Source organism: Pseudomonas khavaziana, assembly GCF_019145205.1.
In the GTDB taxonomy this organism is placed as follows: Bacteria; Pseudomonadota; Gammaproteobacteria; order Pseudomonadales; family Pseudomonadaceae; genus Aquipseudomonas; species Aquipseudomonas khavaziana.
Window position 1 is genome coordinate 1 of the sequence record NZ_JAHSTT010000013.1, and the last position, 24858, is coordinate 24858.

The 24858-nt window shown below is 60.0% G+C and carries 25 protein-coding genes; 10 read left to right on the forward strand and 15 right to left on the reverse strand.

Annotation, left to right across the window (positions count from 1 at the left end; genetic code table 11):
- Positions 1–71: 71 nt before the first annotated feature.
- The 7 genes from KVH01_RS23980 to KVH01_RS24010 form a co-directional block, all read right to left on the reverse strand.
- On the reverse strand, positions 72–617 hold the full coding sequence (locus KVH01_RS23980) for a DUF2058 domain-containing protein (protein WP_014719402.1): 546 nt from the start codon (positions 615–617) through the stop codon (positions 72–74).
- Between the two features lie 25 nt (positions 618–642).
- On the reverse strand, positions 643–1476 hold the full coding sequence (mazG, locus tag KVH01_RS23985; protein ID WP_043048936.1) for a nucleoside triphosphate pyrophosphohydrolase: 834 nt from the start codon (positions 1474–1476) through the stop codon (positions 643–645).
- Between the two features lie 140 nt (positions 1477–1616).
- Positions 1617–3860 (reverse strand): GTP diphosphokinase, encoded by a 2244-nt coding sequence (relA, locus tag KVH01_RS23990; RefSeq protein ID WP_217883158.1) that lies wholly within the window; start codon positions 3858–3860, stop codon positions 1617–1619.
- 123 nt (positions 3861–3983) lie between these two features.
- The gene (rlmD, locus tag KVH01_RS23995; protein ID WP_217883159.1) at positions 3984–5336 is read right to left on the reverse strand and encodes a 23S rRNA (uracil(1939)-C(5))-methyltransferase RlmD; all 1353 of its coding nucleotides are present in this window, start codon (positions 5334–5336) and stop codon (positions 3984–3986) included.
- Positions 5336–6238 carry a cysteine synthase CysM gene (gene cysM, locus KVH01_RS24000; protein ID WP_005790197.1) on the reverse strand — a complete coding sequence of 301 codons (903 nt, stop codon included), beginning with the start codon at positions 6236–6238 and terminating at the stop codon, positions 5336–5338. Before cysM ends, rlmD begins: the two co-directional genes overlap by 1 nt.
- Before the next feature lie 231 nt (positions 6239–6469).
- Positions 6470–7075 (reverse strand): tRNA-uridine aminocarboxypropyltransferase, encoded by a 606-nt coding sequence (locus KVH01_RS24005; RefSeq protein WP_217883160.1) that lies wholly within the window; start codon positions 7073–7075, stop codon positions 6470–6472.
- A gap of 6 nt (positions 7076–7081) precedes the next feature.
- Positions 7082–7975 carry a LysR family transcriptional regulator gene (locus KVH01_RS24010; protein ID WP_217883161.1) on the reverse strand — a complete coding sequence of 298 codons (894 nt, stop codon included), beginning with the start codon at positions 7973–7975 and terminating at the stop codon, positions 7082–7084.
- 254 nt (positions 7976–8229) lie between these two features.
- Here KVH01_RS24010 and speB point away from each other — a divergent pair, with 254 nt between their 5' ends.
- Together speB and KVH01_RS24020 are read left to right on the forward strand one after the other, a co-directional pair.
- Complete coding sequence (speB, locus tag KVH01_RS24015; RefSeq protein WP_021490873.1) at positions 8230–9180, forward strand: agmatinase; 951 nt, start codon at positions 8230–8232, stop codon at positions 9178–9180.
- Positions 9181–9343: 163 nt separating this feature from the next.
- Positions 9344–10726, forward strand: a complete 1383-nt coding sequence (locus KVH01_RS24020; protein WP_217883162.1) for a sodium:solute symporter — start codon at positions 9344–9346, stop codon at positions 10724–10726.
- A 96-nt stretch (positions 10727–10822) separates the two neighbouring features.
- Here KVH01_RS24020 and KVH01_RS30355 read toward each other — a convergent pair whose 3' ends face one another.
- Positions 10823–10945, reverse strand: a complete 123-nt coding sequence (locus tag KVH01_RS30355; protein WP_003193089.1) for a PA1414 family protein — start codon at positions 10943–10945, stop codon at positions 10823–10825.
- 142 nt (positions 10946–11087) lie between these two features.
- Positions 11088–11981 carry a putrescine utilization regulator PtrR gene (gene ptrR, locus KVH01_RS24025; RefSeq protein WP_217883163.1) on the reverse strand — a complete coding sequence of 298 codons (894 nt, stop codon included), beginning with the start codon at positions 11979–11981 and terminating at the stop codon, positions 11088–11090.
- A gap of 104 nt (positions 11982–12085) precedes the next feature.
- Between ptrR and KVH01_RS24030 the strand changes: the two genes are divergently transcribed.
- A complete protein-coding gene (locus KVH01_RS24030; RefSeq protein ID WP_217883164.1) occupies positions 12086–13264 on the forward strand; it encodes a YbfB/YjiJ family MFS transporter in 1179 nt (392 codons plus the stop codon).
- Here KVH01_RS24030 and KVH01_RS24035 read toward each other — a convergent pair.
- Positions 13208–13606: a DUF2177 family protein gene (locus tag KVH01_RS24035; protein ID WP_217883165.1), complete on the reverse strand. Its 399-nt coding sequence runs from the start codon at positions 13604–13606 to the stop codon at positions 13208–13210. The two genes, KVH01_RS24030 and KVH01_RS24035, sit on opposite strands and share 57 nt — an antisense overlap.
- 155 nt (positions 13607–13761) lie before the next feature.
- Positions 13762–14598, reverse strand: coding sequence for a CvfB family protein (locus KVH01_RS24040; RefSeq protein ID WP_019820451.1), 837 nt, complete (start codon positions 14596–14598; stop codon positions 13762–13764).
- Between the two features lie 322 nt (positions 14599–14920).
- On the opposite strand from KVH01_RS24040, the gene KVH01_RS24045 reads away from it, so the two are divergent.
- The 3 genes from KVH01_RS24045 to KVH01_RS24055 all read left to right on the forward strand — a co-directional run bounded on the left by KVH01_RS24045 (position 14921) and on the right by KVH01_RS24055 (position 16966).
- On the forward strand, positions 14921–15100 hold the full coding sequence (locus tag KVH01_RS24045) for a hypothetical protein (RefSeq protein WP_003193095.1): 180 nt from the start codon (positions 14921–14923) through the stop codon (positions 15098–15100).
- Between the two features lie 207 nt (positions 15101–15307).
- Positions 15308–16030: a TorF family putative porin gene (locus KVH01_RS24050; RefSeq protein WP_043048948.1), complete on the forward strand. Its 723-nt coding sequence runs from the start codon at positions 15308–15310 to the stop codon at positions 16028–16030.
- 66 nt (positions 16031–16096) lie between these two features.
- Positions 16097–16966, forward strand: a complete 870-nt coding sequence (locus KVH01_RS24055) for a DUF6279 family lipoprotein (protein ID WP_217883166.1) — start codon at positions 16097–16099, stop codon at positions 16964–16966.
- A 559-nt stretch (positions 16967–17525) separates the two neighbouring features.
- Here the strand turns inward: KVH01_RS24055 and KVH01_RS24060 are convergent.
- Positions 17526–17927, reverse strand: coding sequence for a transcriptional regulator (locus KVH01_RS24060; RefSeq protein WP_217883167.1), 402 nt, complete (start codon positions 17925–17927; stop codon positions 17526–17528).
- Positions 17928–18081: 154 nt separating this feature from the next.
- On the opposite strand from KVH01_RS24060, the gene KVH01_RS24065 reads away from it, so the two are divergent.
- Complete coding sequence (locus KVH01_RS24065; protein ID WP_217883168.1) at positions 18082–18357, forward strand: hypothetical protein; 276 nt, start codon at positions 18082–18084, stop codon at positions 18355–18357.
- A 44-nt stretch (positions 18358–18401) separates the two neighbouring features.
- Here the strand turns inward: KVH01_RS24065 and KVH01_RS24070 are convergent, their stop codons facing one another.
- Entirely contained in the window at positions 18402–19748 is a 1347-nt protein-coding gene (locus KVH01_RS24070) for a DEAD/DEAH box helicase (protein WP_217883169.1), read from the reverse strand.
- A 195-nt stretch (positions 19749–19943) separates the two neighbouring features.
- On the opposite strand from KVH01_RS24070, the gene KVH01_RS24075 reads away from it, so the two are divergent.
- Positions 19944–21236 carry a mechanosensitive ion channel family protein gene (locus KVH01_RS24075; protein ID WP_043048953.1) on the forward strand — a complete coding sequence of 431 codons (1293 nt, stop codon included), beginning with the start codon at positions 19944–19946 and terminating at the stop codon, positions 21234–21236.
- A 16-nt stretch (positions 21237–21252) separates the two neighbouring features.
- On the opposite strand, the gene KVH01_RS24080 is transcribed toward KVH01_RS24075, so the two are convergent.
- A complete protein-coding gene (locus KVH01_RS24080; RefSeq protein ID WP_043048954.1) occupies positions 21253–21819 on the reverse strand; it encodes a TetR/AcrR family transcriptional regulator in 567 nt (188 codons plus the stop codon).
- A gap of 126 nt (positions 21820–21945) precedes the next feature.
- Here KVH01_RS24080 and KVH01_RS24085 point away from each other — a divergent pair, with 126 nt between their 5' ends.
- Both KVH01_RS24085 and KVH01_RS24090 read left to right on the forward strand, forming a co-directional pair.
- Entirely contained in the window at positions 21946–22734 is a 789-nt protein-coding gene (locus tag KVH01_RS24085; protein ID WP_217883170.1) for an SDR family NAD(P)-dependent oxidoreductase, read from the forward strand.
- 79 nt (positions 22735–22813) lie between these two features.
- Entirely contained in the window at positions 22814–23845 is a 1032-nt protein-coding gene (locus KVH01_RS24090; protein WP_217883171.1) for an NADP-dependent oxidoreductase, read from the forward strand.
- Here KVH01_RS24090 and KVH01_RS24095 read toward each other — a convergent pair.
- Positions 23799–24671, reverse strand: coding sequence for a carboxylate/amino acid/amine transporter (locus KVH01_RS24095; RefSeq protein WP_043048958.1), 873 nt, complete (start codon positions 24669–24671; stop codon positions 23799–23801). The genes KVH01_RS24090 and KVH01_RS24095 overlap by 47 nt on opposite strands.
- Between the last annotated feature and the right edge of the window lie 187 nt (positions 24672–24858).

Consider the following 24858-nt stretch of genomic DNA (forward strand, 5'->3'; position numbering starts at 1 on the left):
AGCTCGCTCCTACAAAATGCCTTAACTGAACAGCATTACGCCTTTTGGCGGGGTTTGTCGTTTCTACAGCCTTACCACATCAGATCATCCGGGATCTGGTAGGCGGCGTACGGATCATCCTCATCCGGCACCTGGCTTTCAGTCAGGATATTGAGCTGCACGATACGCTCAGGCGCGCGCTCCTGGATCTTCAGCGCCGCTTCCCGTGGGATCACCTCGTAGCCGCCACCGTGGTGCACGATGGCCAGGGAGCCGTTGCTCAGCTTGTTGCGCATCAACGTGTTGACCGACAGGCGCTTGACCTTCTTGTCATCCACGAAGTTGTAGTAGTCCTCGGTAGTCAGCTTAGGCAGGCGCGAGGTCTCGATCAGTTGCTTGACCTGCGCAGTACGGGCCTTGGCCTCGGCTTTTTCCTGTTGCTGACGGTTCAGTTCCTGGTCCCGCTTGACCTTCTCGGCGTGGGCCTCGGCGGCCAGGCGTGCCTGGGTGTCATCGACTTCGGCCTGACCCTTGTGGACCAGGCGCTGCTGCTTCTGTTTCTCTTTGCCGACCTGCTTGGCCTGCTTTTGGTTGACCAGACCTGCTTTGAGCAACTGGTCGCGAAGGGAAAGGCTCATGGTGCTTACTCACTTAGGCAACTGCTCAACCGCAGCTGGACACATTCTTTTCCTGGCGTTTTGCTTCGCCCCACAGGGCGTCCAACGCTTCGAGGGTGCAATCTTCTATGGGTTGGTGTGCATCGCGCAATGCCTGTTCGATAAAACGGAAACGTCGCTCGAACTTGGCATTGGCGCCGCGCAACGCGGTTTCCGGGTCGACCTTGAGGTGACGGGCCAGGTTGACGGCGGCAAACAGCAGGTCACCGACTTCATCGGCAATGGCCTGCGGATCGTTATCGGCCATGGCTTCGAGCACTTCATCCAACTCTTCACGCACGTTGTCTACCACCGGCAAGGCGGCTGGCCAGTCGAAACCGACCTGGCTGGCGCGCTTTTGCAATTTGGCCGCACGGGACAGTGAAGGCAAGGCCGTTGGCACATCATCCAGAAGGGAAAGTTGCTCGGGTGCATCGGATTTTTCCGCACGCTCCTCGGCCTTGATCTGCTCCCAGCGCTCCTTGACCTGTTCTTCGCTCAATTGCGGAATATCCAGCGGTGCATACAGGTCGCCGGTGGGAAACACATGAGGATGGCGTCGAATCAGCTTGCGCGTGATGCTATCAACCACGCCGGCAAATTCGAAGCGCCCTTCTTCCCGGGCCAGTTGGCTGTAATACACCACCTGGAACAACAGGTCGCCCAACTCGCCTTGCAGGTGATCGAAATCGCCACGCTCGATGGCGTCAGCCACTTCGTAGGCTTCTTCGAGGGTATGCGGGACGATTGTTGCGTAGGTTTGCTTGATATCCCACGGACACCCGTATTGCGGGTCGCGCAGGCGGTTCATCAGGTGCAGCAGGTCATCTAGTGAATACATCAATCTCTTTCCACTGAAGATCCAATGTGGGAGGGGGCTCGCTCCCGATAGCGGTGTTTCAGTCACCAGATGTATCAACTGATAGGCAGCTATCGGGAGCAAGCCCCCTCCCACACTTTAAACGGCGTTCACCCAGTTACTCATGGGGTACGGTTACGCCGCGTCTCGATGATGTTCGGCAACTGGGAAATCCGCCCGAGCAAACGCCCCAGCGCATCCAACCCAGGAATCTCGATGGTCAGGGACATCAACGCCGTGTTGTCCTCCTTATTCGAACGGGTATTGACCGCCAGCACGTTGATCCGCTCGTTAAGCAGCACTTGCGAGACGTCCCGCAGCAAACCGGAACGGTCGTAGGCACGAATGATGATGTCCACCGGGTAGGTGAGCACCGGCACCGGGCCCCAGCTGACCTGAATGATCCGCTCCGGCTCGCGCCCGCCCAGTTGCAGCACCGAGGCGCAATCCTGGCGGTGAATGCTCACGCCACGGCCCTGGGTGATGTAGCCGACAATGGCGTCGCCCGGCAGCGGCTGGCAGCAGCCGGCCATTTGCGTCATCAGGTTGCCCACGCCCTGGATCTGGATATCACCACGCTTGCCCGGCTTGTAACCGGTGGCCTTGCGTGGGATGAGTTCCAGCTGTTCGTTGCCGCGCTCCGGCTCGACCAGTTGCTGAGCCAGGTTGACCAGTTGCGCCAGACGCAGGTCGCCGGCACCGAGGGCAGCGAACATGTCTTCGGCGATCTTCATGTTGGCCTTTTCGGCCAGCTTGTCAAAGTCCACCTGGGGCAGGCCCAGGCGCGCCAGCTCGCGTTCGATCAGGGTCTTGCCGGCAGCGACGTTCTGGTCGCGTGCCTGCAGCTTGAACCAGTGGACGATTTTCGCCCGCGCCCTCGAGGTGGTGATGTAGCCCAGGTTCGGGTTCAACCAGTCGCGGCTCGGCGTGCCGTGCTTGCTGGTGATGATCTCGACCTGTTCACCGGTTTGCAGGCTGTAGTTGAGCGGTACGATGCGCCCGTTGATCTTGGCGCCGCGGCAGTTATGGCCGATTTCGGTGTGCACGCGGTAGGCGAAGTCCAGCGGCGTGGCGCCCTTGGGCAAATCGATGGCATGGCCGTCAGGGGTAAAGATATAGACCCGGTCCGGCTCGATATCCACGCGCAGTTGATCGGCCAGGCCGCCGATGTCGCCAAGTTCTTCGTGCCATTCCAGCACCTGGCGCAGCCAGGAGATTTTCTCTTCGTACTGGTTGGACCCGGCTTTGACGTCGGTACCCTTGTAGCGCCAGTGTGCGCACACGCCCAGCTCGGCCTCTTCGTGCATGGCGTGGGTGCGGATCTGCACTTCCAGCACCTTGCCCTCGGGGCCGATTACCGCGGTGTGCAGCGAGCGATAGCCGTTTTCCTTGGGGTTGGCGATGTAGTCGTCGAATTCCTTGGGGATATGGCGCCACAGGGTGTGGACGATACCCAGCGCGGTGTAGCAATCGCGCATTTCCGGCACCAGCACGCGCACGGCGCGCACGTCGTAGATCTGGCTGAAAGCCAGGCCTTTGCGCTGCATTTTGCGCCAGATGGAATAGATGTGCTTGGCGCGGCCGCTGATGTCGGCGTCCACGCCGGTGGCCTGCAACTCGGAACGCAGCTGGCCCATCACGTCGCTGATAAAGCGCTCGCGGTCCAGGCGCCGCTCGTGCAGCAGCGTGGCAATCTGTTTGTATTGGTCAGGTTCCAGGTAGCGGAAGGACAGATCCTCCAGCTCCCACTTGATATGGCCGATACCCAGGCGGTGGGCCAGCGGTGCATAGATGTCGAAGACTTCGCGGGCGACGCGGTTGCGCTTCTCGTCGTCGGCAGTCTTTACCGCACGGATCGCACAGGTACGCTCGGCCAGTTTGATCAGAGCGACGCGTACGTCGTCGACCATCGCCACCAGCATCTTGCGCAGGTTTTCCACCTGGCCCTGGGTGCCCAGCACCATCGACTGGCGCGGGCTGAGGCTGGCACTGATGGCCGCCATGCGCAGCACGCCGTCGATCAGCTTGGCCACCACTGAGCCGAAGCGCTGGCCAACGGTTGCCAACGGAATATGCCCTTCACGCACGCCGCGATAGAGCACGGCGGCGATCAGCGAATCCTGGTCGAGCTTGAGATCGGCCAGGATCTCGGCGATTTCCAACCCGGTGCGAAAGCTTGAAGTGCCTTCGGCCCACAGGTTCTTGGCCGCATTGTCTTGCTGCTCAGACTCACGAGCGAACTCGCAGGCTGCTTTCAAGGCTTCACGGTCCAGTGCCGGGTCGACACTGACGGCATGATCCAGCCATGCCTCGAGATTGATACTGCCGTCGGTGTTGATCGGCTGGTGTGCTCTCACCTGTACCATCTTGCTTACCTTCCCTACGACGCACCTTCAGTGCGCCAATGAATCATCGCTGACCTTTTGCAGCAGACTCCCTGGCGGATCAGGGCCTTGGAGAATGCAGGCCAGTCGGATTAAACGGGCATCCTAGCCCGCTTCAAATAACGCCATGGCCTCGACATGCGCGGTCTGCGGAAACATGTCGAGGATCCCGGCACGCTTTAGCCGGTAGCCTTGCTTGACCAACTCAACCGTGTCCCGCGCCAGCGTGGCCGGGTTGCAGGACACATACACCAGGCGCTTGGCCCCCAGGGTGGCGAGCTTGCGCACAACCTCCAGGGCACCATCGCGGGGTGGGTCCAAGAGTACCGCAGAAAAGCCCTGTTTGGCCCATTCCGCGTCTGTCAAAGGCTGGGACAAATCCGCCTGATAGAACTGTGCGTTATGCACATTGTTGCTCGCAGCGTTGAGTGCGGCGCGGTCCACCATGGCCTGGACGCCCTCCACAGCCACCACTTCGCGTGCTTGGCGAGCCAGTGGCAAGGCAAAGTTGCCCAAGCCGCAAAACAGGTCCAATACCCGTTCGTCGGCCTGGGGCGCCAACCATTCCAGGGCCTGGGCAACCATCGCCTGGTTGACCCCGGCGTTGACTTGCACGAAGTCTCCAGGCCGGTAAGCCAGTTCCAAGTCCCAGGCATCCAAGCGAAAGCCCAGGGGTTGGCCAGCCTCGACAGGTTCCGGTTGCCCCTCGCCATGCAGCCACAGTTGGGCCTCATGGAAGATGCAGAATTCTTTCAGGATCAGCAGGTCTGCTTCCGACAACGGCGCCATATGCCGCAGCAATACAGCGATGGACGAACCGCTGAACAGCTCCACATGCCCCAGTGACTGAGGTTTGCCCAGACGTCGCAGCATGTTCGGCAAACGCTGCATGATCGGTTGCAAGGCCTGTACCAGCACGGGGCAATCATCGATGGCGACGATGTCCTGGCTGGCCACGGCGCGAAAACCCACTTCGAGTTTTTTCGCCTTGGCATCCCAGCGTACCGCCACGCGGGCACGGCGCCGATAGCCGAACTCCGGCCCGCTCAAAGGCGGTGCCCACTCTTGCGGTTCGATACCCGCTACCCGGGACAGTTGCTCGGCGAGCATGCGCTGTTTCAGGGCAAGCTGCTCATCGTGGGGCAGGTGCTGCACACTGCAGCCACCACAACGGCCGACATGGATGCAAGGTGCCGGGCGACGCAGTTCGCTGGCCTTGAACACCCGCTCGGTGCGGGCTTCGACCACTTTGCCGTGGGTGCCCAACACCCGCGCTTCGACTTCTTCGCCGGCCAGCGCACCATTCACGAACCAGGTACGGCCTTCAAGGAACACAATGCCCCGGCCATCGTTGGCCAGGCGCTCGATGGTCAGGCGTTGCTTCTTGCCCACGGGGATCTGCGGGGCCCGGCTGCCGCCCGTCGGTTGAAAGCGCAGGCCTCTCTCGTGCTTGGCCATCAGTTGGGTTCGTCGAAAATGCCGGTCGACAGGTAGCGGTCGCCTCGGTCACAGATGATCGCGACGATCACCGCGTTTTCCACCTCTTTGGACAAGCGCAACATACCGGCCACGGCACCACCGGAGGACACGCCACAGAAGATGCCCTCTTCACGGGCCAGCCGGCGTGTGGTGTCTTCGGCTTCACGCTGGGCCATATCGATGATGCGGTCCACCCGCGTAGCGTTGTAGATCTTCGGCAAGTACTCTTCGGGCCAGCGGCGGATGCCCGGGATGGCCGCGCCTTCCATCGGTTGCAGGCCAACGATCTGGATCGCCGGGTTTTGCTCCTTGAGGTAGCGCGAGTTGCCCATGATGGTACCGGTGGTGCCCATGGAGCTGACGAAGTGGGTGATGGTGCCCTGGGTCTGGCGCCAGATTTCCGGACCGGTACTGGTGTAGTGCGCCTCGGGATTGTCACCGTTGGCGAACTGGTCCAATACCACGCCACGGCCTTCGGCGGCCATGCGCTCAGCGAGGTCACGGGCACCTTCCATGCCTTCTTCCTGGCTCACCAGAATAAGCTGGGCGCCATAGGCGGTCATCGCTGCCTTGCGCTCGGCACTGCCGTTGTCGGGCATGATCAGCACCATTTTGTAGCCCTTGATCGCGGCGGCCATGGCCAGGGCGATCCCGGTGTTGCCGGAGGTGGCTTCGATCAGGGTGTCGCCGGGCTTGATCTGCCCACGCAGCTCGGCGCGGGCGATCATCGACAGCGCCGGGCGGTCCTTGACCGAGCCGGCCGGGTTGTTCCCTTCAAGCTTGAGCAACAGGGTATTGCTGGTTTCACCCGCCATGCGTTGCAAGCGGACCAGGGGCGTGTTGCCGACGCAATCGGCGATTGTTGGGTACTGCAAGGTCATGGCGTATTCGCAATCCAGACTGCGGGGGCGAACATCATACCGGGAAAGGCCGGCGGGCCATATCACGCAAAGTGTGGTGCTTATGGCTTATAGGAATAAGCAAACAAATTGGCGACTGTTCGGACGCCATCGGGAGCAAGCCCCCTCCCACAGTTGATCGCATTCCATCATGAGAATGCGGTCGAATGTGGGAGGGGGCTTGCTCCCGATGGTCGCGCCTCGATAAACCTGCTACTCCTGCCGTCCGCCGCCATGATTTCTCCGGAAAATTTCTTCCCCCATCGCCGCAATCTGCCCCTCAATCAATGCTTCAAAGGGTTTGAGCAGCGGCTCGAACGATACCGGCACTTCCAGTACCTGCAGCGCTTGCACGATCGCTTCCACCGTCGACAAGGCCCCAGGCCCCGGCGCCTTGCGCAAGCGATACCGGGAGACGCCGCCGTTGGCCAATGTCACCCGGGGCAACGCCGCCAGCAACGGGTTGAGGTGCAACAGTTTGCGTGCCTTGCGCCAGGTGCCATCGGGCACCACCAGCAACAGCGGCTGGTCATCGGGCGCATAGGCTTGCAACGGCTGGGCATCATCGGCAGGAAACAACAGCCGCGCCTGATACCCAGGCGCGCTCAATAACGTCGCCAGGTCATCGAACACCTCGCCCACCAGCAACTGCGCATTATTCAAGCCCAACGCCGCCAACCGTGCGGTATTGAGCGCATGGTTGACCTCGCTCGGATGCTGCAACAGCAACACGCGGGTACGGCTGTCGAGGTGGGGGATCAGCGCACAGAGGCAGTGAGTGGTTGGCCGCAGGCACCGCGGGCATTGGGGTCTGGACATGTGTTTTCAGGCCTGGTTGAGCTGGGTCTTGAGCAAGTCGCGGAAAGTCTGGATCAGCGGTTCACGGCTGCGACCACGGCGCATGATCATCGAAAACGGTGCCTGGTAGCCGAACGTGGCGGGCAGCAATACACGCAGGTCGCCCTTGTCGGCCCACGCCTGGGCGTAGTGCTCGGGCAGGTAGCCGATGTAGGCGCCGGACAGCACCAGGATCAGTTGAGCCTCCATACTTTCCACCGTCGCGGCACTGTGCTTGAAACCATGGCGCGCCAGCTCGGCCTGGCTCCAATAGCCACGGCCGACCATGCGCTGCTGGGTGATCACTTGTTCCGGGATACGCCGCTCATTGAACAGCGGATGCCGGGTGCTGCAATACAGCCAGTGCTGTTCACGGTACAGCGGCATGTAGACCAGTCCGCTCATGCGATTGGAAAACGCGCCGATGGCCAGGTCCAGGCGGTTGTCCTGTACACCCAATTGCAGTTCATAGGGGCTCATCACCGACAGGTGCAGGTGCACTGCCGGGTGCTCCAGGCTGTAGGCGCCGATCACCTCGGCGAAGGGCAAGGCCTTGTCGCTGACGGTGGAGTCGAGCACGCCGAGCTTGAGGGTACCGCGCAGCTCGCCTTTCAACGCCGCGGCGTATTGTTCGAAGCCTTCCAGTTCGCCCAGCAGGCGCAGGGTTTCCTGATGAAACAGCTCGCCCTTGCTGGTCAGGCTGAAACCACCGCGACCACGATGGCACAGCACCAGGCCCAAGGCTGATTCCAGCTGGCTCATATAGGTGCTGATGGCCGACGTGGACAGGTTGAGTTCGTGCTGGGCATTGGCGAAACCCTGCTGGCGCACGACGCTGACGAAGATGCGCAGCAGTTTCAAGTCGGGCAAGGCGTTGGCCATAGGGTCTCCACAAACTTTAACTAACTGTAGGAGCGAGCTTGCTCGCAAAAACCTGAGGACGCCGCGTACATCTGGACGCCCGCATCATCGCTGACGTTTTTCGCGAGCAAGCCCGCTCCTACAGGATCAGGAAGTTTACCTCAGTCATTAGTTTAGAAAAATCTGAACTAAGTATTTGCCCCAGCCGATTCTTCCTACGCCAGGCTTTTCGCAGAATCGGCCACTAATAAACAAAACAACGATGAGGCAATCCCGTGGACAAGATTTTCCACCAACCACTGGGCGGCAACGAAATGCCGCGCTTCGCCGGCATCGCCACCATGATGCGTCTTCCTCACCTGCAAACGGCCAAGGGCCTGGACGCCGCCTTTATTGGCGTGCCCCTGGATATCGGCACCTCATTGCGCGCCGGCACGCGTTTCGGCCCACGGGAGATCCGTGCCGAGTCGGTGATGATCCGCCCGTACAACATGGCCACCGGCGCTGCACCGTTCGACTCGCTGTCGGTGGCCGATATCGGCGACGTGGCGATCAACACCTTCAACCTGCTCGACGCCGTGCGCATCATCGAAGAGGCCTACGATGAAATCCTTGAGCACGATGTGATCCCCCTGACCCTGGGCGGCGACCACACCATCACCCTGCCGATCCTGCGGGCGATCCACAAGAAACACGGCAAGGTCGGGCTGGTGCACATCGACGCCCACGCCGACGTCAACGACCATATGTTCGGCGAGAAAATCGCCCACGGCACCACCTTCCGCCGTGCCGTGGAAGAAGGCTTGCTCGATTGCGACCGCGTGGTGCAGATCGGCCTGCGTGCCCAGGGCTACACCGCCGAAGACTTCAACTGGAGTCGCAAACAGGGCTTTCGCGTGGTACAGGCCGAAGAATGCTGGCATCACTCCCTCGCGCCGTTGATGGCCGAAGTACGCGAGAAAGTCGGCGGCGGCCCGGTGTACCTGAGCTTCGACATCGACGGCATCGACCCCGCCTGGGCGCCCGGCACGGGCACCCCGGAAATCGGCGGGCTGACCACCATCCAGGCCATCGAGATCATCCGCGGTTGCCAGGGCCTCGACCTGATTGGTTGCGACCTGGTAGAGGTTTCGCCGCCCTACGACACCACCGGCAACACCTCGCTGCTCGGCGCCAACCTGCTGTACGAGATGCTTTGCGTACTGCCGGGCGTGGCGCATCGCTGATGAGCGCACACGGGGTATAAAAATAACAAGAATCGTCTTTACACACTGACAACCAAGGGGGTCGTAGAGCCCCCTCCTCGAGATTCCTGACTTTCGCTCGCGTGTTTACGGAGCCGGCTGCCGCCTGATCGACCATAAAAAATATAATCGGAGAATCACCGCCATGGCTTTGGATTTATTCGTCGTACTCCTCTACGCCGCCGGCATGCTCGTGCTCGGCTATTACGGCATGCGCCGTGCTAAAACCCACGAAGACTACTTGGTGGCCGGTCGTAACCTCGGCCCGTCGCTGTACATGGGTACCATGGCCGCCACGGTATTGGGCGGCGCGTCCACCGTCGGCACTGTGCGCCTGGGCTACGTGCACGGCATTTCCGGTTTCTGGCTATGCGCCGCGCTGGGTACGGGGATCATTGCGCTGAACCTGTTCCTGGCCAAGCCGCTGTTGAAGTTGAAGATATTCACCGTCACCCAGGTCCTGGAAAAACGCTACAACCCCATGGCGCGCCAGGCCAGTGCGGTGATCATGCTGGCCTACGCGCTGATGATCGGGGTGACTTCGATCCTGGCCATCGGCACTGTGCTGCAAGTGCTGTTCGACCTGCCGTTCTGGATGTCGGTACTGGTAGGTGGTGGGGTGGTGGTGGTGTATTCGACCATCGGCGGCATGTGGTCGCTGACCCTCACCGATATCATGCAATTCGTGATCAAGACCGTCGGCCTGATGTTCATCCTGCTGCCGATCTGCCTGTACCGCGTCGGCGGCTGGGATGAACTGGTGGCCAAGCTGCCAGCGTCGAGCTTCAGCTTCACCGCCATCGGCTGGGACACGATCATCACCTACTTCATGATCTACTTCTTCGGCATCCTGATCGGCCAGGATATCTGGCAGCGGGTGTTCACTGCCCGTGATGAAAAGGTCGCCCAATACGCCGGCACGTTCGCAGGTTTCTACTGCATCCTCTACGGCCTGGCCTGCGCGCTGATCGGCATGGCCGCCCATGTGCTGATCCCGGACTTGGACAACGTCAACAATGCCTTCGCCGCCATCGTCAAAGCTTCGTTGCCGGATGGCATCCGTGGCCTGGTCATCGCCGCCGCACTGGCCGCGATGATGTCCACCGCCAGCGCAGGCTTGCTCGCCGCCTCCACCGTACTGACCGAAGACCTGCTGCCACGGCTGCGCGGTGGCAAGCAATCAAGCTTGCGCATCAACCGCTTGTTCACCCTGCTGACCGGCGTCGCCGTACTGGGTATCGCCCTGGTGGTGAACGATGTGATCAGCGCCCTGACACTGGCCTATAACCTGCTGGTAGGCGGTATGTTGGTACCCTTGATTGGCGCGATCTTCTGGAGACGTGCGACGACCTGCGGGGCGATCACGTCCATGACCCTGGGTTTTGTGACCGCACTGGTGTTTATGTTCAAGGATGGGCTGGCCGCAAACACGCCGATTTACTACAGCCTGGCGGTCGCGCTGGTGAGTTTTGTGCTGGTGAGCTTAGTGTCGCGCCGACCGGATACAGTGGCGGCTCGGACGGTTTGAGCTATAAAAGGATTTAGCGAGTTTCTTCAGCGGGCGCGACGTCGGAGGTCGCGCCCGTTTTTTTCGCCTTGAACGAACAAGTGCGAGAGCGAGTAATTAGCGGCGACGTGGCCGACGCTGTTCGTCATCCGTACGGATCGGCACCGGTTGCAGCGGTGGCTCGATCAAGCCCAGCGCAACGCCAAGATCATGGAGCCAGTTCTGGATTTTCTCTTTCATGGTTGCCCCCTTTGAGGGTAGTGCTGGTCGGCGTGAGTTCTGTCGCCGTTTCCTACAGTGATAGTAGCCCTAAGTCCTAGGTATTGCTTGAACGAAACCACAACGAACTATTACTGGATTGATCCGAATCCTGACGGATCGTTCAAGCAATCGCACGGGTGTCTAGCAAAAACTCGGCCCTAGCCTCTTGCTGCAGGTCGATCCATGCATTGAGGTTAGATCCGAGCATACCCTTTCGCCACATCAGCCAGGTGGTTGCAGTGGCAAAAGGCCCAGTCAGCGGATGAACGGACACGCTGTCCTTGCCTGGCAAGCTGTCGAGCATGGATTCGGACATCAACGCCACTCCGGAACCGGCGATCACGCAAGCGAGCATGCCTTGGTAGGACTCGATCTCGATCGCCCGCCCCATGGCGACGCGATCATGGGAAAACCAGGTTTCCAAGCGGGTGCGGTAGGCGCAGCTGCGTCGAAAAGTGAACACCGAACGGCCAGCCACGTCCTGTGGACCGCGCACCGGCGGGTGATCAGCCTCGCAAATCAGTACCAGACGCTCTTCGCATAAAGGCACGCCATCCAAGCTGGCGATCGTCATCGGACCGTCCACAAAAGCTGCGTCCAGACGCCCAGTGATCAAACCTTCCAACAGTTCCCCGCTGGGTGCCGACTGCACCTGCAGGTTCACCATGGGATAAGTCTTGTGATAACGCGCCAGCAGTTTCGGCAAGTGGACTGCCGCGGTGCTGTACATGCTACCCAACACAAAGTCACCGGCCGGTTGCCCGCCTTGTACGGCGCCGTGGGCTTCGTCATGCAGCGCCAGCAGCCGAGTGCTGTAGTCCAGCAGCACCTTGCCCGCAGGAGAAAGCTGCAAACGCTGGCGTTCGCGAACGAACAGCTCGACGCCGAGCTGTTCCTCCATTTGCTTGAGCCGAGTCGACAGGTTCGAGGGCACGCGGTGCAGACGCTCAGCCGCACGGGTAATGGAGCCCTCTTCCGCCACCGCCTGGAAAATCCGCAATTGACTGAACTCCATACCCTTCTCCAAAACTGAACAAGTTGCTCACTATTATTCATTTTTACAGAAAGTCAATCCGTCTTAGCCTGCAAGTCATTCGCTTTCTTGCAGGAACCCTGAGCATGTCACCGCTGATTCGTCTACTCGCCAGCTTCATCGCCCTGATGATGGCCATGGGCATTGGCCGCTTCGCCCTCACTCCGCAAATGCCACATCTGCTCAGCGAAGGTCAGATCGACCTGACCGGCGCCGGGCTGATCGCCGCCGCCAACTACCTGGGCTACTTCGTGGGCGCGGTGGACTCGATCTTTGCCCGCAGCCATCAGCATGTACGCGGGCGCCTCTACGGCGGGCTATGGCTCTGCGTATTGCTGACCCTGGCGTCGTATTGGGCCAACGGGTTCTGGCCACACTTGCTGTTGCGCTTCGGCACCGGCGTGGCAAGCGCCTGGGTGTTGGTGATGATCACCAGTTTGAGCCAACCGCTGGCGATTGCCGCCGGAAGACCACGCCTGGGCGCGTTGATCTTTGCCGGGCCGGGACTGGGGATCTTACTGACAGGTTTGCTGGCGCTGGGCTCGAATCTCAGGGGGCAAAGTTCTGCCACGCTGTGGTTGATCTACGGCGTGGTGGCGTTGCTGATGCTGCTGGCGATCCTGGCGTTTTTACCCAAGCCGACCCTCGCACCTGCACAGGCCACCAGCGCAGGTAATAACGGCAGCATCGCGCACCTGTGCTGGATTTACTTTTTATACGGCCTGGGCTACATCATCCCGGCGACCTTTCTCTCACAGATGGCCAGCGCACAGTTCAAAGGCGCCTGGCAGGCCGATCTGTTCTGGCCCTGCTTTGGCCTGGCGGCCGCGCTGGGTGTGGCGGTGGCAAGCCTGCGCCGCAAGGACCCACACACCACCCGCCACTGGCTGATGGCGACCTTGTGGCTGCAAGCAGCAGGCGTGTTTGCCTGCCTGCTTGGCAATAGCTGGGGCCTGGCGCTCGGTGTGTTGCTGTGCGGTGCGCCGTTCCTGGCCTGCATGCAATTGGTGATGGCCCGCTTGCGGGAAGTCGCGCCCCACGGCTACCAACGCAGCACCGGGCTGTTGACCGCCAGCTTTGCCATCGGTCAACTGAGCGGGCCGCTGCTGGCGTCGGTGAGCAGCCACTTCAGTGGTGGCCTGCAACCGGCGCTGGTCATCGCCGGTGTCGGTTTGTTATTGGCGGGCTCAGTGTTGATCAACCACTCCCTACCGACGCAGCCGATGTGCACACAGATGGCCGACGGTGCAGCACATCGCCGTTAGGCAGGTGCCCCACGCCATGTCCATCACCGCCAGCCCGGCTGACCAGCCTTCAAGCGTGGCCCAGTTGCTCAGGTCATAAGTGCCATAGGCCACCAGGCCAAGCAGGGCGCCCAAACGCGCAGCGCGTTGCCAGCTTGCGCTGGGCAAGATCACCAGCACCACACAACCGAGCACATACAGGAGATAGAACACTACCGCCGGCAACAGGCGCGGCTGATCAAGCATCAGCGGGCCGAGCAGGGATTTGTAGGTGGGCCCCATCAGGACGCCGAGCCACAGGCCGTCAAGGATGAGAAAGGTGAGCAGGGTGCCTAGGTAGGCGAAGAGCGTTCTCTTGGACATGACACAAGCCTTTGTAGGAGCGAGCTTATTGTGGCGAGCAAGCTTGCTTGCGCTGGGGTGCGAAGCGCCCCCAAAAGCTCGCGACTGCTGCGCAGTCGAGCGGGAGCAAGCTCCCTCGCCACAATAAGCTCGCTCCTACAAAGAGCCAGGCGCGATCAGCTTAGTTCAATGCGATCGGCATGAATCACAATCTGGCCCTGCTTGTAGAGCGCACCAATGGCCTTCTTGAAGTTGCCCTTGCTCACGCCGAACAAGTTGCTGATCACGGCTGGATCGCTTTTATCGCTGACCGGCAGGGTGCCATTGTTGTCGCGCAACTTGGCGAGGATCTTGGAGTTCAGGCTGGAGGCCGCTTCCTGGCCAACCGGTTGCAGGCTCAGGCTGATGTTGCCATCGGCGCGGATCTCCTTGATAAAACCTTTTTCTTCCTTGCCCGGGCGCAGGAACTTGAACACTTCGTTCTTGTGGATCAGGCCCCAGTGCTTGTTGTTGATGATCGCCTTGAAGCCCATGTCCGTGGCTTCTGCCACCAGCAGGTCGACTTCCTGGCCCACTTGGTAGTTGGCTGGCGTCTTGTCCAGGTAGCGGTCAAGACGTGCGGTGGCGGTGATGCGCTTGGTGTGCTTGTCAAGGTAGACGTGCACCACGCAATACTCACCCGCGGTCAATTGGCGTTTTTCTTCCGAATACGGCAGCAGCAGATCCTTTGGCAACCCCCAATCGAGGAATACACCGATGCTGTTGACCTCCACAACTTTCAAACTGGCAAATTCGCCGACTTGAACTTTGGGTTTTTCGGTGGTGGCGATAAGTTTGTCATCGCTGTCCAGATAAATGAAAACGTTAAGCCAGTCTTCATCTTCACTGGGAATATCTTTAGGGATATACCGATTAGGCAAGAGGATTTCCCCATCTTGCGCACCATCCAGGTACAAACCGAAGTTAGTGTGCTTGACCACTTGCAAGCTGTTGTAGCGCCCGACTAAAGCCATTTCCAATACCCTCATTGCGTGGGCGGCATTCTACCCGAGTTGCGCCTTGCACGCGCGTACGCCTGAAAAATCACGGGCTGGCATGGCGTTACACTGGCAACGCTCCACTCGTCTGATCAATCGGTTGAATTTTGCCCTGTCATCAATCCCGGCCCGCCCAATGGTTTCGAGCTAAAACAGTAAGTTAGCGCTTTATTTCATCGACTAACTGCTGTTATTTCCAAGCCTGGCACTTATTCCCCGGGGATATTTGCCAAGCAATTGTCAAGTATTTCCTGTACGATGCCTGGCCAAGTTAATTTTCTACAGGTTAGTGGCCGCCATGCGCGTAAAAGCATCCAACAGCAAAGCAAAGCCAGCTCCCGCCGTTGAAACCAGCGAATCGATCAACAGCCAGATTGCTGCGTTCCTCAAGTCCGGTGGCGAAATCCAGCAGATTGCCAAGGGCGTGAGTGGCCAGACTTTCGGCCCGTCCAAGCAGATCAGCCTGGGCAAGAAGTAATACCTGCGCACTGCATCTGGTCCCTAAGCGTCTTGCCCTCAAGGCGCTAGGACTAGAGTTCGAGACATCCCCGCACCGCATCCAATATCAAGCTAATCGACGAACGGGTCTCAACGCCTGGCATTCGCCGGTATCCTTGCACACGTCTAGCACGGGCATCTGCTCGAACCCATCCGTTACTGCTCCTCGCTTTTCATGGAGTGAAGCATGCTTAAACGCTGTATTTTCCTGGTCAGTATTCTGGTCGCCAGCCCATTGGCCGAAGCGCAGATTTTCCAGCGCGAACTAGGTGACTTCGACCTGAAATTGGGCACCACCCCCAGCCGGAGTATGGCCCAGGGCCTGGTCAAGCCGACCTCGCCTGGTAGCGACTCGTTCCATGGCGGCCTGGACTTGAGCCACGACAGCGGCCTGTATTTCGGCCAGTTTTCGCCGAATATGGGCCTGTCCTCACCCAACAATCTAGAAGTCGACTCCTACCTGGGTTTCAAACGCCCTTTCGACCAGACCCTGGGCTATGAAGTGGGCTTGATTCACTACAGCTACCCCAAGGTCAGCCCCCTCGACAGCCAGGAGTTCTATGGCGGCCTGAACCTATTGGGCAACCGCTTTGGCGTGTCTTTCAGCAATGACCCAGATCGCCAGGACAGCACCCTGTTTGCCGACCTCGGCGGCACCCAGCCTTTCGGTATCGGTGTCAGCATGAAGTACACCACCCACCAGCTGGGCACACCGGTTTCGGTGGAAAACGGCGCCATCAGCAGTTTCAGCGATTGGTCGGTGCAATTTTCCCGGGCGTGGAAAGGCATTGACCTGGATCTGATCTACAGCGATTCCAGCCTCAGCGGCGGTGACTGCTCGGCCTACTCCGGACATAATTCGCAATGTGACGGCCTGTTGACCTTGAAGGCTGTCCGGCCGTTTTATTGATGGGCTGAACTGCCGCACCCTGCGCAGGTTCACATGCATTAACCCCATCCGTGCAAGGACTCGCCCATGTTGCGCCGGCTCAAACTCCTGATGGTACTGTTGACCCTGAGCCTGGTGCTCGCCGGCTGCAATCGCGTGGGGCTGGCCTACCGTAATCTCGACGTGATCATCCCCTGGACCCTCAACGACTACCTGGACATGAACGCCGGGCAAAAGAGCTGGTTCAACGACACCCTCGAGGAACACCTGGCCTGGCATTGCACCACGCAATTGCCGGGTTACCTGGACTGGCTGGACCGCTTGCAGCAAATGGTCGACAGCAACCAAATCACTGACGCTGCGCTGCAAACCCGAACCGCCGAAGCCAAGCAGGCGATTGCCGAAATCGCGCGGGAGATCACTCCGTCCGCCGTGCATTTGCTGCAGGGTCTGGATGATCAACAGGTCAAGGACATGGGCGAGGCCCTTGCCAAGGACCTGCGCAAACGCCAAGACGAATACCTCAAGCCACCGCTGGCCCAGCAGATCAAGGAACGCGCCGAGCGCATGAGCAAGCGCCTGGACGCCTGGATCGGCCCGCTGAGCGCCAGCCAGCAAAACCGCGTAACGGCCTGGTCTATCGCCCTGGGTGAACAGAACCACGCGTGGATCGGCAACCGCGCCCATTGGCAGGCGCAGTTTATCGAGGCCGTCGAGCACCGCCACGACGCCGACTTCCCGCAGAAGATGCAACGTTTGCTGGTGGACAGGGAGAGCCTATGGACGCCTGAATACCGTGCTGCCTATGCCCAGACCGAAGCAGCAGCGCGCAGTCTGATCGTGGACCTGATGGCTGAGAGCACGGTGCAACAGCGGCAGAAGCTGAAGCAAAAAATCGACGGCGTACGGGGCGATTTCAAAGCGCTCAAATGCCTCAAGGCCGGCTCAAATCAATAGGGAGCATGGGTCTACACAATTTTGGCGTGGCCCTGAACGTGCTCCGCGACGGCCTGGTGGACGACGGCGATCCAACTGATGCCGAGCGGTGCAAATGTGGGAGGGGGGCTTGCTCCCGATGGCTGACTCAGGGCCGACCAAGATCTTGGATCAGACCGAGTACATATCCATTGCTGCGGTAACGGCTGCTATGGGTTCCGCTCTTACAGCGGCTCACTTTTGAACAAACAGCGCAAAAGTAAGCAAAACGCTCTTGCCCCACCACTCGGCACCTCGCTTCGGCTCGGTGTGCCCGTAATCCGACATGGATTTGGGGGGCCGCCGCCACGCGCCATCCATGGCGCAGGGCGGCTAAACCGGCATCCCTGCCGGTTTACCCCCCAAATCCATGTCGAATTCCGGCCAGCGTGGTTTAACGAGGCGCCTAAGATCAAAAGCAGATCAAGATCAAGAGCGGCTCGCTTCGCATCGTGGTTACTGACGGCGCTACGTCAGAGTTGTGTAGATACCCATGCAATAAAGAGGGGAGCATGGCTCCCGCCCACATTGGGTTCAGGGGTTATATAGCGCCACCGGCAATCGCAGCTTTAGAAGAGACTTGATCGAAGGTCGATTCATCCAGCGCGTCCTCCTGCTCGTCCATTACTTGACGGGGGTGCTCATTGCCAGGAATCGAGCTGTCGATCAACGCCAATAGCCTAGCACCCCGCTCAGTCAAGATGAAGTTTTCACCATTGCCGCCTTCCTCTTCGGGGCGCGACTCAATAAACCCGCGCTTGAACAGCAGCGCCTCGTAGTCCGCAGCAGTCTTTTTCAGCGCATCCAGGTTGCCGGTGTCCTCGCCAGCCGTGGCTTTATCAGCGGCTTCCTGCTCGGCGTATTTACGCGGGGCAAAGCTGCCCTCGCCGTTCTGCACTTCATGCAGCAGACGTTCGATCAGATCCCAGTTGTAAGTCGTCATCCTGATTCCTCCTGCAGGCCGATGGAAAATTAGCCCGTCACAGGTAGTGACACGTGCGGGCACTGGCCGTTCAACAGGATAGACGGGCGTCATTTCTCTGAACTTTCCAGACGTTCGCCGCCTCAACTGCCTATACCGCCAAGGAGGTCCGACCATGAAAACCCTTAGAAACCTCGCCATCGCCGCTACCTTGCTTACCGCCCTGCCCGCCTGGGCTTGTACGCTCGACGAAGCCACGGCCAAGCGCGAAGAGCTGGCCAAGGAAGTGACCAAGCTCACCGAGCAGAACCCAACCAAGGCCAAGGAGATGAATGACGAGTTGCAGAAAAAGGATCTGGATACTGAGAGCGCGGAATTTCCCGACAAGTGCCAGTTGATTGATGCCCGGCTCAAGGAACTGAAAGAAGCTGCGGCCAAGGCCAAAAACTGAGCATAAAAAAACCGGACATCGTCCGGTTTTTTATGCCCATCTGCTTATTCGGCAGCCGGCGCTTCAGGCTTGCGGCGCTTGAGCGGCGCCATGCCGTCCTTGCTGACCAGCGACAGGTTGTCGGTCTTCGGCCGGTTGGCGATCTTGCGCTTGGTCGGCGACTTGGCGCTGGCCTTTTTCTTGTCACCCTTGGCGTCGGTCTTTTTCTTCTTCACGCCAACCGCCTTGCCCGACGCCTTGACCTTCTTCGGCCCGGTGTAGGTGCCTTTGACTTCCTTGATGGTGCGACGCTCGAACGACTGCTTGAGGTAGCGCTCGATGCTCGACATCAGGTTCCAGTCGCCGTGGCAGATCAGCGAGATGGCCAGGCCATCGTTGCCGGCACGCCCGGTACGGCCAATACGGTGTACGTATTCGTCACCGCTGCGGGGCATGTCAAAGTTGATCACCATGTCCAGGCCGTCCACGTCCAGGCCGCGGGCGGCGACGTCGGTGGCGACCAGGATCTTCACGCCGCCAGCCTTGAGGCGGTCGATGGCCAGCTTGCGGTCCTTCTGGTCTTTCTCGCCGTGCAGCACGAACGCCTTGTAGTCCTGCGCCACCAGGCGACCGTAGATGCGGTCAGCCGCGGCCCGGGTGTTGGTAAACACGATGGCCTTCTGATAGGTCTCGTTAGCCAACAGCCAGTTGAGGATCTGCTCTTTGTGCACGTTGTGGTCGGCGGTGACGATCTGCTGGCGCGTGGTCGCGTTGAGATCGCTGACGTTGTTGACCTGCAGGTGCTCGGGGTTGTTCAGGACCTTGGCGACCATGTCGCGCAGGGTCGAACCGCCAGTAGTGGCGGAGAACAGCATGGTCTGCTGGCGATTGACGCACTCGGCCACCAGGCGCTGCACGTCATCGGCGAAGCCCATGTCGAGCATGCGGTCGGCTTCGTCGAGCACCAGCACCTCGACTTCCTTGAGATCAAGGTTGCCGGCATTGAGTTGCTCGATCATGCGCCCCGGGGTGCCGATCAGGATGTCCGGCACCTTGCGCAGCATGGCGGCCTGGACCTTGAAGTCTTCGCCGCCGGTGATCAGGCCGGACTTGATGAAGGTGAACTGCGAAAAGCGCTCCACTTCCTTCAAGGTCTGCTGGGCCAACTCGCGGGTCGGCAGCAGGATCAAGGTCTTGATGCTCACACGGACTTTGGCCGGGCCGATCAGGCGGTGCAGGATCGGCAAGACAAAAGCAGCAGTCTTGCCGCTGCCGGTTTGAGCCGTCACCCGCAGGTCACGCCCCTGGAGCGCGAGCGGGATGGCCGCTGCTTGCACAGGCGTAGGCTCGACAAATTTAAGCTCGGCCACGGCTTTGAGCAGGCGTTCGTGCAGGGCGAATTGGGAAAACACGGGTGCTACCTCGAAGAAATACAAAATATCAGCGGCATAGGTTACCGGTTTCGCGCGTCCAAACCGAGTTTCTTTACGCGAACAGGGCTAATCAGCTGCTTTTTTGTCAGCGTATTTGTCTACAGCGTCAACTTTGTTGCGCTTAAATGCTCTAATCCCCCCTCGTCTTGCCTTACAGAAGAATCGGTTTCATTCATGGATATCAAACAGCTCTGGCTCAACGCCCAGGACCTCTGGGGCACCCTCGATGAACATCCGCTGCTGCACGCCGGCCTCGGCTTGCTGGTGTTGCTGGTGGTGGCCCTGCTGCTCGGACGGGTAGCGCGCTACCTGATCATCCACGCCATCAAGTTGCTTGGCCGGCAACCGGCCCTGCACTGGCTCAACGACCTGCAGCACAACAAGGTCTTCCATCGCCTGGCACAAATGACGCCGTCCCTGGTGATCCAGTTCGGCCTTTACCTGGTGCCGGGCCTGAGCAAGACCGCCATCCTGTTTATCGGCAATGTGGCCCTGGCGATCAGCATTCTGTTCCTGGTCCTGGCCATGAGCGCACTGCTCAATGCCCTGCTGGACATCTACGCACGCACCGAACACGCACGCACCCGCTCGATCAAGGGCTATGTGCAATTGGCGAAGATGGTGTTGTTCATATTTGGCGCAATTATCATTGTCGCGACGCTGATCGACCGATCGCCGCTGCTGTTGCTGTCGGGTCTGGGTGCCATGTCAGCCGTAATCCTGTTGGTGTACAAGGACACCCTGCTGTCATTCGTCGCCAGCGTGCAGCTGACCAGCAACGATATGCTGCGGGTCGGCGACTGGATCGAAATGCCCCAGGTGGGCGCCGACGGTGATGTGGTGGATATCACCCTGCATACGGTCAAGGTGCAGAACTTCGACAAGACCATTGTCTCCATCCCCACTTGGCGCCTGATGTCCGAGTCGTTCAAGAACTGGCGCGGCATGCAGGCTTCCGGTGGGCGGCGCATCAAGCGCAGCCTGTATATCGACGCCAGCGGCGTACGTTTTTTGCGCGATGACGAAGAAGTGCGCATGACCCAGGTGCACCTGCTCACCGGCTATATCGGGCGCAAGCAGGCCGAACTCAAGGCCTGGAACGAAGCCCAGGGCCAAAGCGCGCAGCTCTCGGCCAACCGCCGGCGAATGACCAACCTCGGCACGTTCCGCGCCTATGCCCTGGCCTACCTGCAAAGCCACCCGGACATCCAGCCGAACATGACCTGCATGGTGCGCCAGATGCAAACCACCGCCCAAGGCGTGCCGCTGGAGATCTACTGCTTTACCCGCACCACCGCGTGGGGCGATTACGAGCGGATCCAGGGGGATATCTTTGATTATCTGCTGGCGGTGTTGCCGGAGTTCGGGTTGAGCCTGTATCAGCAACCGAGCGGCAACGACCTGCGCGCCGGCGTATTGCCTGCGTTGGCCGGGGCCACCCAGGTGTCCAACGTCGAAACGGCGTGATGTGACCCGAACGGGATTACGGCAGTGATGCCGTAATCTCCTTGCGACACACCTCAAGCACTTCATCGGCCAGGGCGGAATCATCCGGGCACGCCCGCGACAACACAATGGCGCCGATGGCGTGGGCCATCCGGTTGAGCATTTTCGCGCGCCCGTCTTCCTGTGATTCGTCCTGCGCCGCGTTGTACTTTGCCTCCAGGGCTTGCAGCGTGTTTTCCAACCCGTTGGCGAAGGTCTGCTTGAGCGTGTCCGATTGACGCGCAGCGTCTGCACACAACGCCGCTAATGTGCATCCGCCGCCGGGATGATCGCGGTGCTGCCTGGACAGGTACACCTCGAAAAACTCCCCCGCCTCCATCCCCGCGCTGCTCGCGAGCGACTGCGCCAGGCTATTGGCGGCCGCTTCCGCCATCAAATCCGCCTTGGAGCCGAAGTGCTTGTAAAAGCCGCCCTGGGTAAAACCGGCGGCAGCCATCAATTCGGCCACACCTACCCCATCGAAACCGCGTTCACGAAACAGCTCGGAAGCCGTCGCGACGATATGCGCTCGATTGCTCTGTGATTGCGTCTTGGTGATCTTCATTTTTTGCCCTCCTGCTGCCTTGCAATATAGGCATCTTACTATGATGTTGATCGTAATCAAAACCGTTGACAGTTTTGATTATGATCGACATCATAAAGCCTCATCGCATCCACAGAGCATCACACCATGAGCACTTCCACTACCGTTCTCATCACTGGCGCTTCGACCGGCATTGGCGCCGCCTACGCCGAGCGCTTTGCCCAGCGCGGTCACAACCTTATATTGGTCGCCCGTGACATCCAGCGCCTGGAAGCGCTCGCCGCCCGCCTGCGCCAACAGCACGCCATCACCGTTGATATCCTTCCCGCCGACCTGACTCAAAACGCTGACCTGGCAGCGGTTGAAGCGCGCCTGCGCGAGGACGCCAGCATTGGCACGCTGGTGAATAATGCCGGGGCCGCGCAGTCCGGCAGCTTTATTGAACAGTCCAGCGACAGCGTCGCTCAGTTGGTTGCGCTCAACACCACGGCGCTGGTGCGACTTGCCAGCGCCATTGCCCCGCGCCTGGCGGCAGCAGGTGACGGCGCTATCATCAACATAGGCTCGGTGGTGGGCCTGGCGCCGGAGTTCGGCATGACGGTGTATGGCGCCACCAAGGCGTTCGTGCTGTTCCTGTCCCAGGGGATGAGCCTTGAGCTGGCTTCCAAAGGTGTCTATGTGCAGGCCGTGCTGCCGGCGGCCACGCGTACCGAGATCTGGGAGCGGGCTGGCATTGACATCAATACCCTCACGGACGTGATGGAAGTGGGTGACCTGGTTGATGCGGCGTTGATCGGCTTTGACCGGCGCGAGCCCGTGACTATCCCGCCGTTGCAGGACGGCGCACGCTGGGATGCCTTGCAGGCAGCGCGACAAGGCTTGCTGGCGCAGATCAAGCAGTCCGAGGTAGCCGAACGCTACCTGGTCAAAGCCTGATCAACCCTTTTGCAGGCGTGCTGTGCTACTGCGATGCATAGGCGCCTGCCCTTCCCGTCCAAGCCATGAGCGTTGAACCATGAAGGCATTTTCAATCGAGCGTTACGGCAAGCACACAGGCCGCCTCACCGAAGCCCCGGCACCGGCGGTGGGTGAACATGACGTGCTGGTTCAAGTGCATGCCAGCAGCGTCAATATGCTGGATGCAAAAATCGCCAAAGGCGAATTCAAACTGATCCTGCCGTATGCGTTGCCGTTGACCCTGGGCAATGACTTGGCCGGTGTGGTGCTCAGCGTGGGGTCGGCGGTACGACGCTTCAAGCCGGGTGACGAAGTCTATGCTCGCCCTCCCCAGCAGCGCATCGGCACGTTCGCTGAGCTGATTGCGGTACGCGAAGACGCAGTGGCACGCAAACCTGCAAACCTCACGATGGAGCAAGCCGCCTCTCTGCCCCTGGTCGCGCTGACGGCGTGGCAGGTGTTGGTTGAAACGGCGAGGCTGAAAAAAGGCCAGAAGATCTTCATTCACGCCGGCTCCGGTGGTGTCGGCAGTATCGTCATCCAGCTCGCCAGGCATTTGGGCGCTTTTGTCGCCACGACCACCAGTACCGCCAACGTCGAGTGGGTCAAGGCGCTGGGCGCGGATGTAGTGATTGACTACAAGCAGCAAGACTTCGAAACCGTGCTCAGAGACTACGACGTGGTCTTGAGCAGCCTCGGCCCGGATGCGCTGGCAAAGTCACTCGACATTCTCAAGCCGGGCGGCCAGCTCATCTCCATCTCAGGGCCACCGACGCCGGCATTCGCTCGCGAGCAAAACCTGTCGTGGGGATTGGGCTTGGTCATGGGTGTCTTGAGCAGCGGCATTCGCCGCAAAGCGCGCAGAAAAAACGTCCGTTATGACTTCGTCTTCATGCGCGACAGCGGCGCCCAACTGGATGAACTCACCGTGCTGGTTGAATCCGGCATTATCAAGCCGGTGATCGACCGTATCTTCCCTTTCGAGTCGACGGCCGAGGCCTTGAGTTATGTCGAACAAGGCCGGACAAAAGGTAAAGTCTTGATCACGATAAAGGAGACGATACCGCCTGACGCACACCCAGCCGGCTGATCCACACCGCCGCCAGAATCACCAGGCCGCCCAAGGCCAAACGCCCCAGCGGCTCGTGCTGGTTCCAGATCAGCAGGTTCAGCAGCAGCCCCACCGGCACATGCAGGTTGTTCATCACCGCCAGGGTGCCGCCATTGACCAGGCAGGCGCCCTTGTTCCACCAGTACATGCCCAGCGCGGTGCTGACCACTCCCAGGAACACCAGCACGCCCCACTGCAGCGGCGCTTGCGGCAGGAAATCAGCCTTGCCGAACAGCAGGAATGCGGGCAACACCACCAGCAGGGCGCCCAGGTAGAAATAACCGAAACGCCGGAAATGCGGTTGGTCACTCGGATAACGCGCCACCAGGTGCTTGTACATGACTTGCCCGGCCGCGTAGGTGAAGTTGGCCAGTTGCAGCAGCAAGAACCCCATCAGGAAGTGTGGAGTGATCTGATCAAAACGAATCACTGCCGCACCGCTCACCGCCACCAAGGCTGCGACCAGCGCCCAAGGGTTGAAACGGCGATTAAGCGCGTCTTCGATCAGAGTCACGTGCAACGGCGTGAGGATGGTGAACAGCAGCACTTCCGGCACCGTCAGCACGCGAAAGCTCAGGTACAGGCACACATAGGTCACACCGAACTGCAATGCACCGATCACCAGCATGCCGCGCATGAACGCCGGCTCCACCGAGCGCCAGCGGGTCAGCGGGATAAAGATCAGCCCCGCCAGCACCACCCGCACCAGCACCGCAAAGTAGCTGTCGACGTGACCGGCGAGGTATTCGCCGATCAAACTGAAGGAAAATGCCTGAATCAGGGTGACAACCAGTAGATAGCCCATGCGCGCCTCATTTCGAATGGTCGCGACATTAAAGCTTTTCGTGGTTTGAAGAAACTCGGCGCAAAAAAAACCCGACCTCGCTGAAGCGGCAGTCGGGCAGGAGCACTCAGGAGCAACAAGTGCAAAGGGAGGTTCGATACGCGTACTTGAAGGGTTTGCGTGGCGCTATATAACCAGCGCGGGATTA

Excerpts from the sequence above, each read along its gene's own strand:
- KVH01_RS23980 (WP_014719402.1), bottom strand. The coding sequence starts at position 617 with ATGAGCCTTTCCCTTCGCGACCAGTTGCTCAAAGCAGGTCTGGTCAAC.
- mazG (WP_043048936.1), bottom strand. The coding sequence starts at position 1,476 with ATGTATTCACTAGATGACCTGCTGCACCTGATGAACCGCCTGCGCGAC.
- relA (WP_217883158.1), bottom strand. The coding sequence starts at position 3,860 with ATGGTACAGGTGAGAGCACACCAGCCGATCAACACCGACGGCAGTATC.
- rlmD (WP_217883159.1), bottom strand. The coding sequence starts at position 5,336 with ATGGCCAAGCACGAGAGAGGCCTGCGCTTTCAACCGACGGGCGGCAGC.
- cysM (WP_005790197.1), bottom strand. The coding sequence starts at position 6,238 with ATGACCTTGCAGTACCCAACAATCGCCGATTGCGTCGGCAACACGCCC.
- KVH01_RS24005 (WP_217883160.1), bottom strand. The coding sequence starts at position 7,075 with ATGTCCAGACCCCAATGCCCGCGGTGCCTGCGGCCAACCACTCACTGC.
- KVH01_RS24010 (WP_217883161.1), bottom strand. The coding sequence starts at position 7,975 with ATGGCCAACGCCTTGCCCGACTTGAAACTGCTGCGCATCTTCGTCAGC.
- KVH01_RS24020 (WP_217883162.1), top strand. The coding sequence starts at position 9,344 with ATGGCTTTGGATTTATTCGTCGTACTCCTCTACGCCGCCGGCATGCTC.
- KVH01_RS30355 (WP_003193089.1), bottom strand. The coding sequence starts at position 10,945 with ATGAAAGAGAAAATCCAGAACTGGCTCCATGATCTTGGCGTTGCGCTG.
- ptrR (WP_217883163.1), bottom strand. The coding sequence starts at position 11,981 with ATGGAGTTCAGTCAATTGCGGATTTTCCAGGCGGTGGCGGAAGAGGGC.
- KVH01_RS24030 (WP_217883164.1), top strand. The coding sequence starts at position 12,086 with ATGTCACCGCTGATTCGTCTACTCGCCAGCTTCATCGCCCTGATGATG.
- KVH01_RS24035 (WP_217883165.1), bottom strand. The coding sequence starts at position 13,606 with ATGTCCAAGAGAACGCTCTTCGCCTACCTAGGCACCCTGCTCACCTTT.
- KVH01_RS24040 (WP_019820451.1), bottom strand. The coding sequence starts at position 14,598 with ATGGCTTTAGTCGGGCGCTACAACAGCTTGCAAGTGGTCAAGCACACT.
- KVH01_RS24045 (WP_003193095.1), top strand. The coding sequence starts at position 14,921 with ATGCGCGTAAAAGCATCCAACAGCAAAGCAAAGCCAGCTCCCGCCGTT.
- KVH01_RS24050 (WP_043048948.1), top strand. The coding sequence starts at position 15,308 with ATGCTTAAACGCTGTATTTTCCTGGTCAGTATTCTGGTCGCCAGCCCA.
- KVH01_RS24055 (WP_217883166.1), top strand. The coding sequence starts at position 16,097 with ATGTTGCGCCGGCTCAAACTCCTGATGGTACTGTTGACCCTGAGCCTG.
- KVH01_RS24060 (WP_217883167.1), bottom strand. The coding sequence starts at position 17,927 with ATGACGACTTACAACTGGGATCTGATCGAACGTCTGCTGCATGAAGTG.
- KVH01_RS24065 (WP_217883168.1), top strand. The coding sequence starts at position 18,082 with ATGAAAACCCTTAGAAACCTCGCCATCGCCGCTACCTTGCTTACCGCC.
- KVH01_RS24075 (WP_043048953.1), top strand. The coding sequence starts at position 19,944 with ATGGATATCAAACAGCTCTGGCTCAACGCCCAGGACCTCTGGGGCACC.
- KVH01_RS24080 (WP_043048954.1), bottom strand. The coding sequence starts at position 21,819 with ATGAAGATCACCAAGACGCAATCACAGAGCAATCGAGCGCATATCGTC.
- KVH01_RS24085 (WP_217883170.1), top strand. The coding sequence starts at position 21,946 with ATGAGCACTTCCACTACCGTTCTCATCACTGGCGCTTCGACCGGCATT.
- KVH01_RS24090 (WP_217883171.1), top strand. The coding sequence starts at position 22,814 with ATGAAGGCATTTTCAATCGAGCGTTACGGCAAGCACACAGGCCGCCTC.
- KVH01_RS24095 (WP_043048958.1), bottom strand. The coding sequence starts at position 24,671 with ATGGGCTATCTACTGGTTGTCACCCTGATTCAGGCATTTTCCTTCAGT.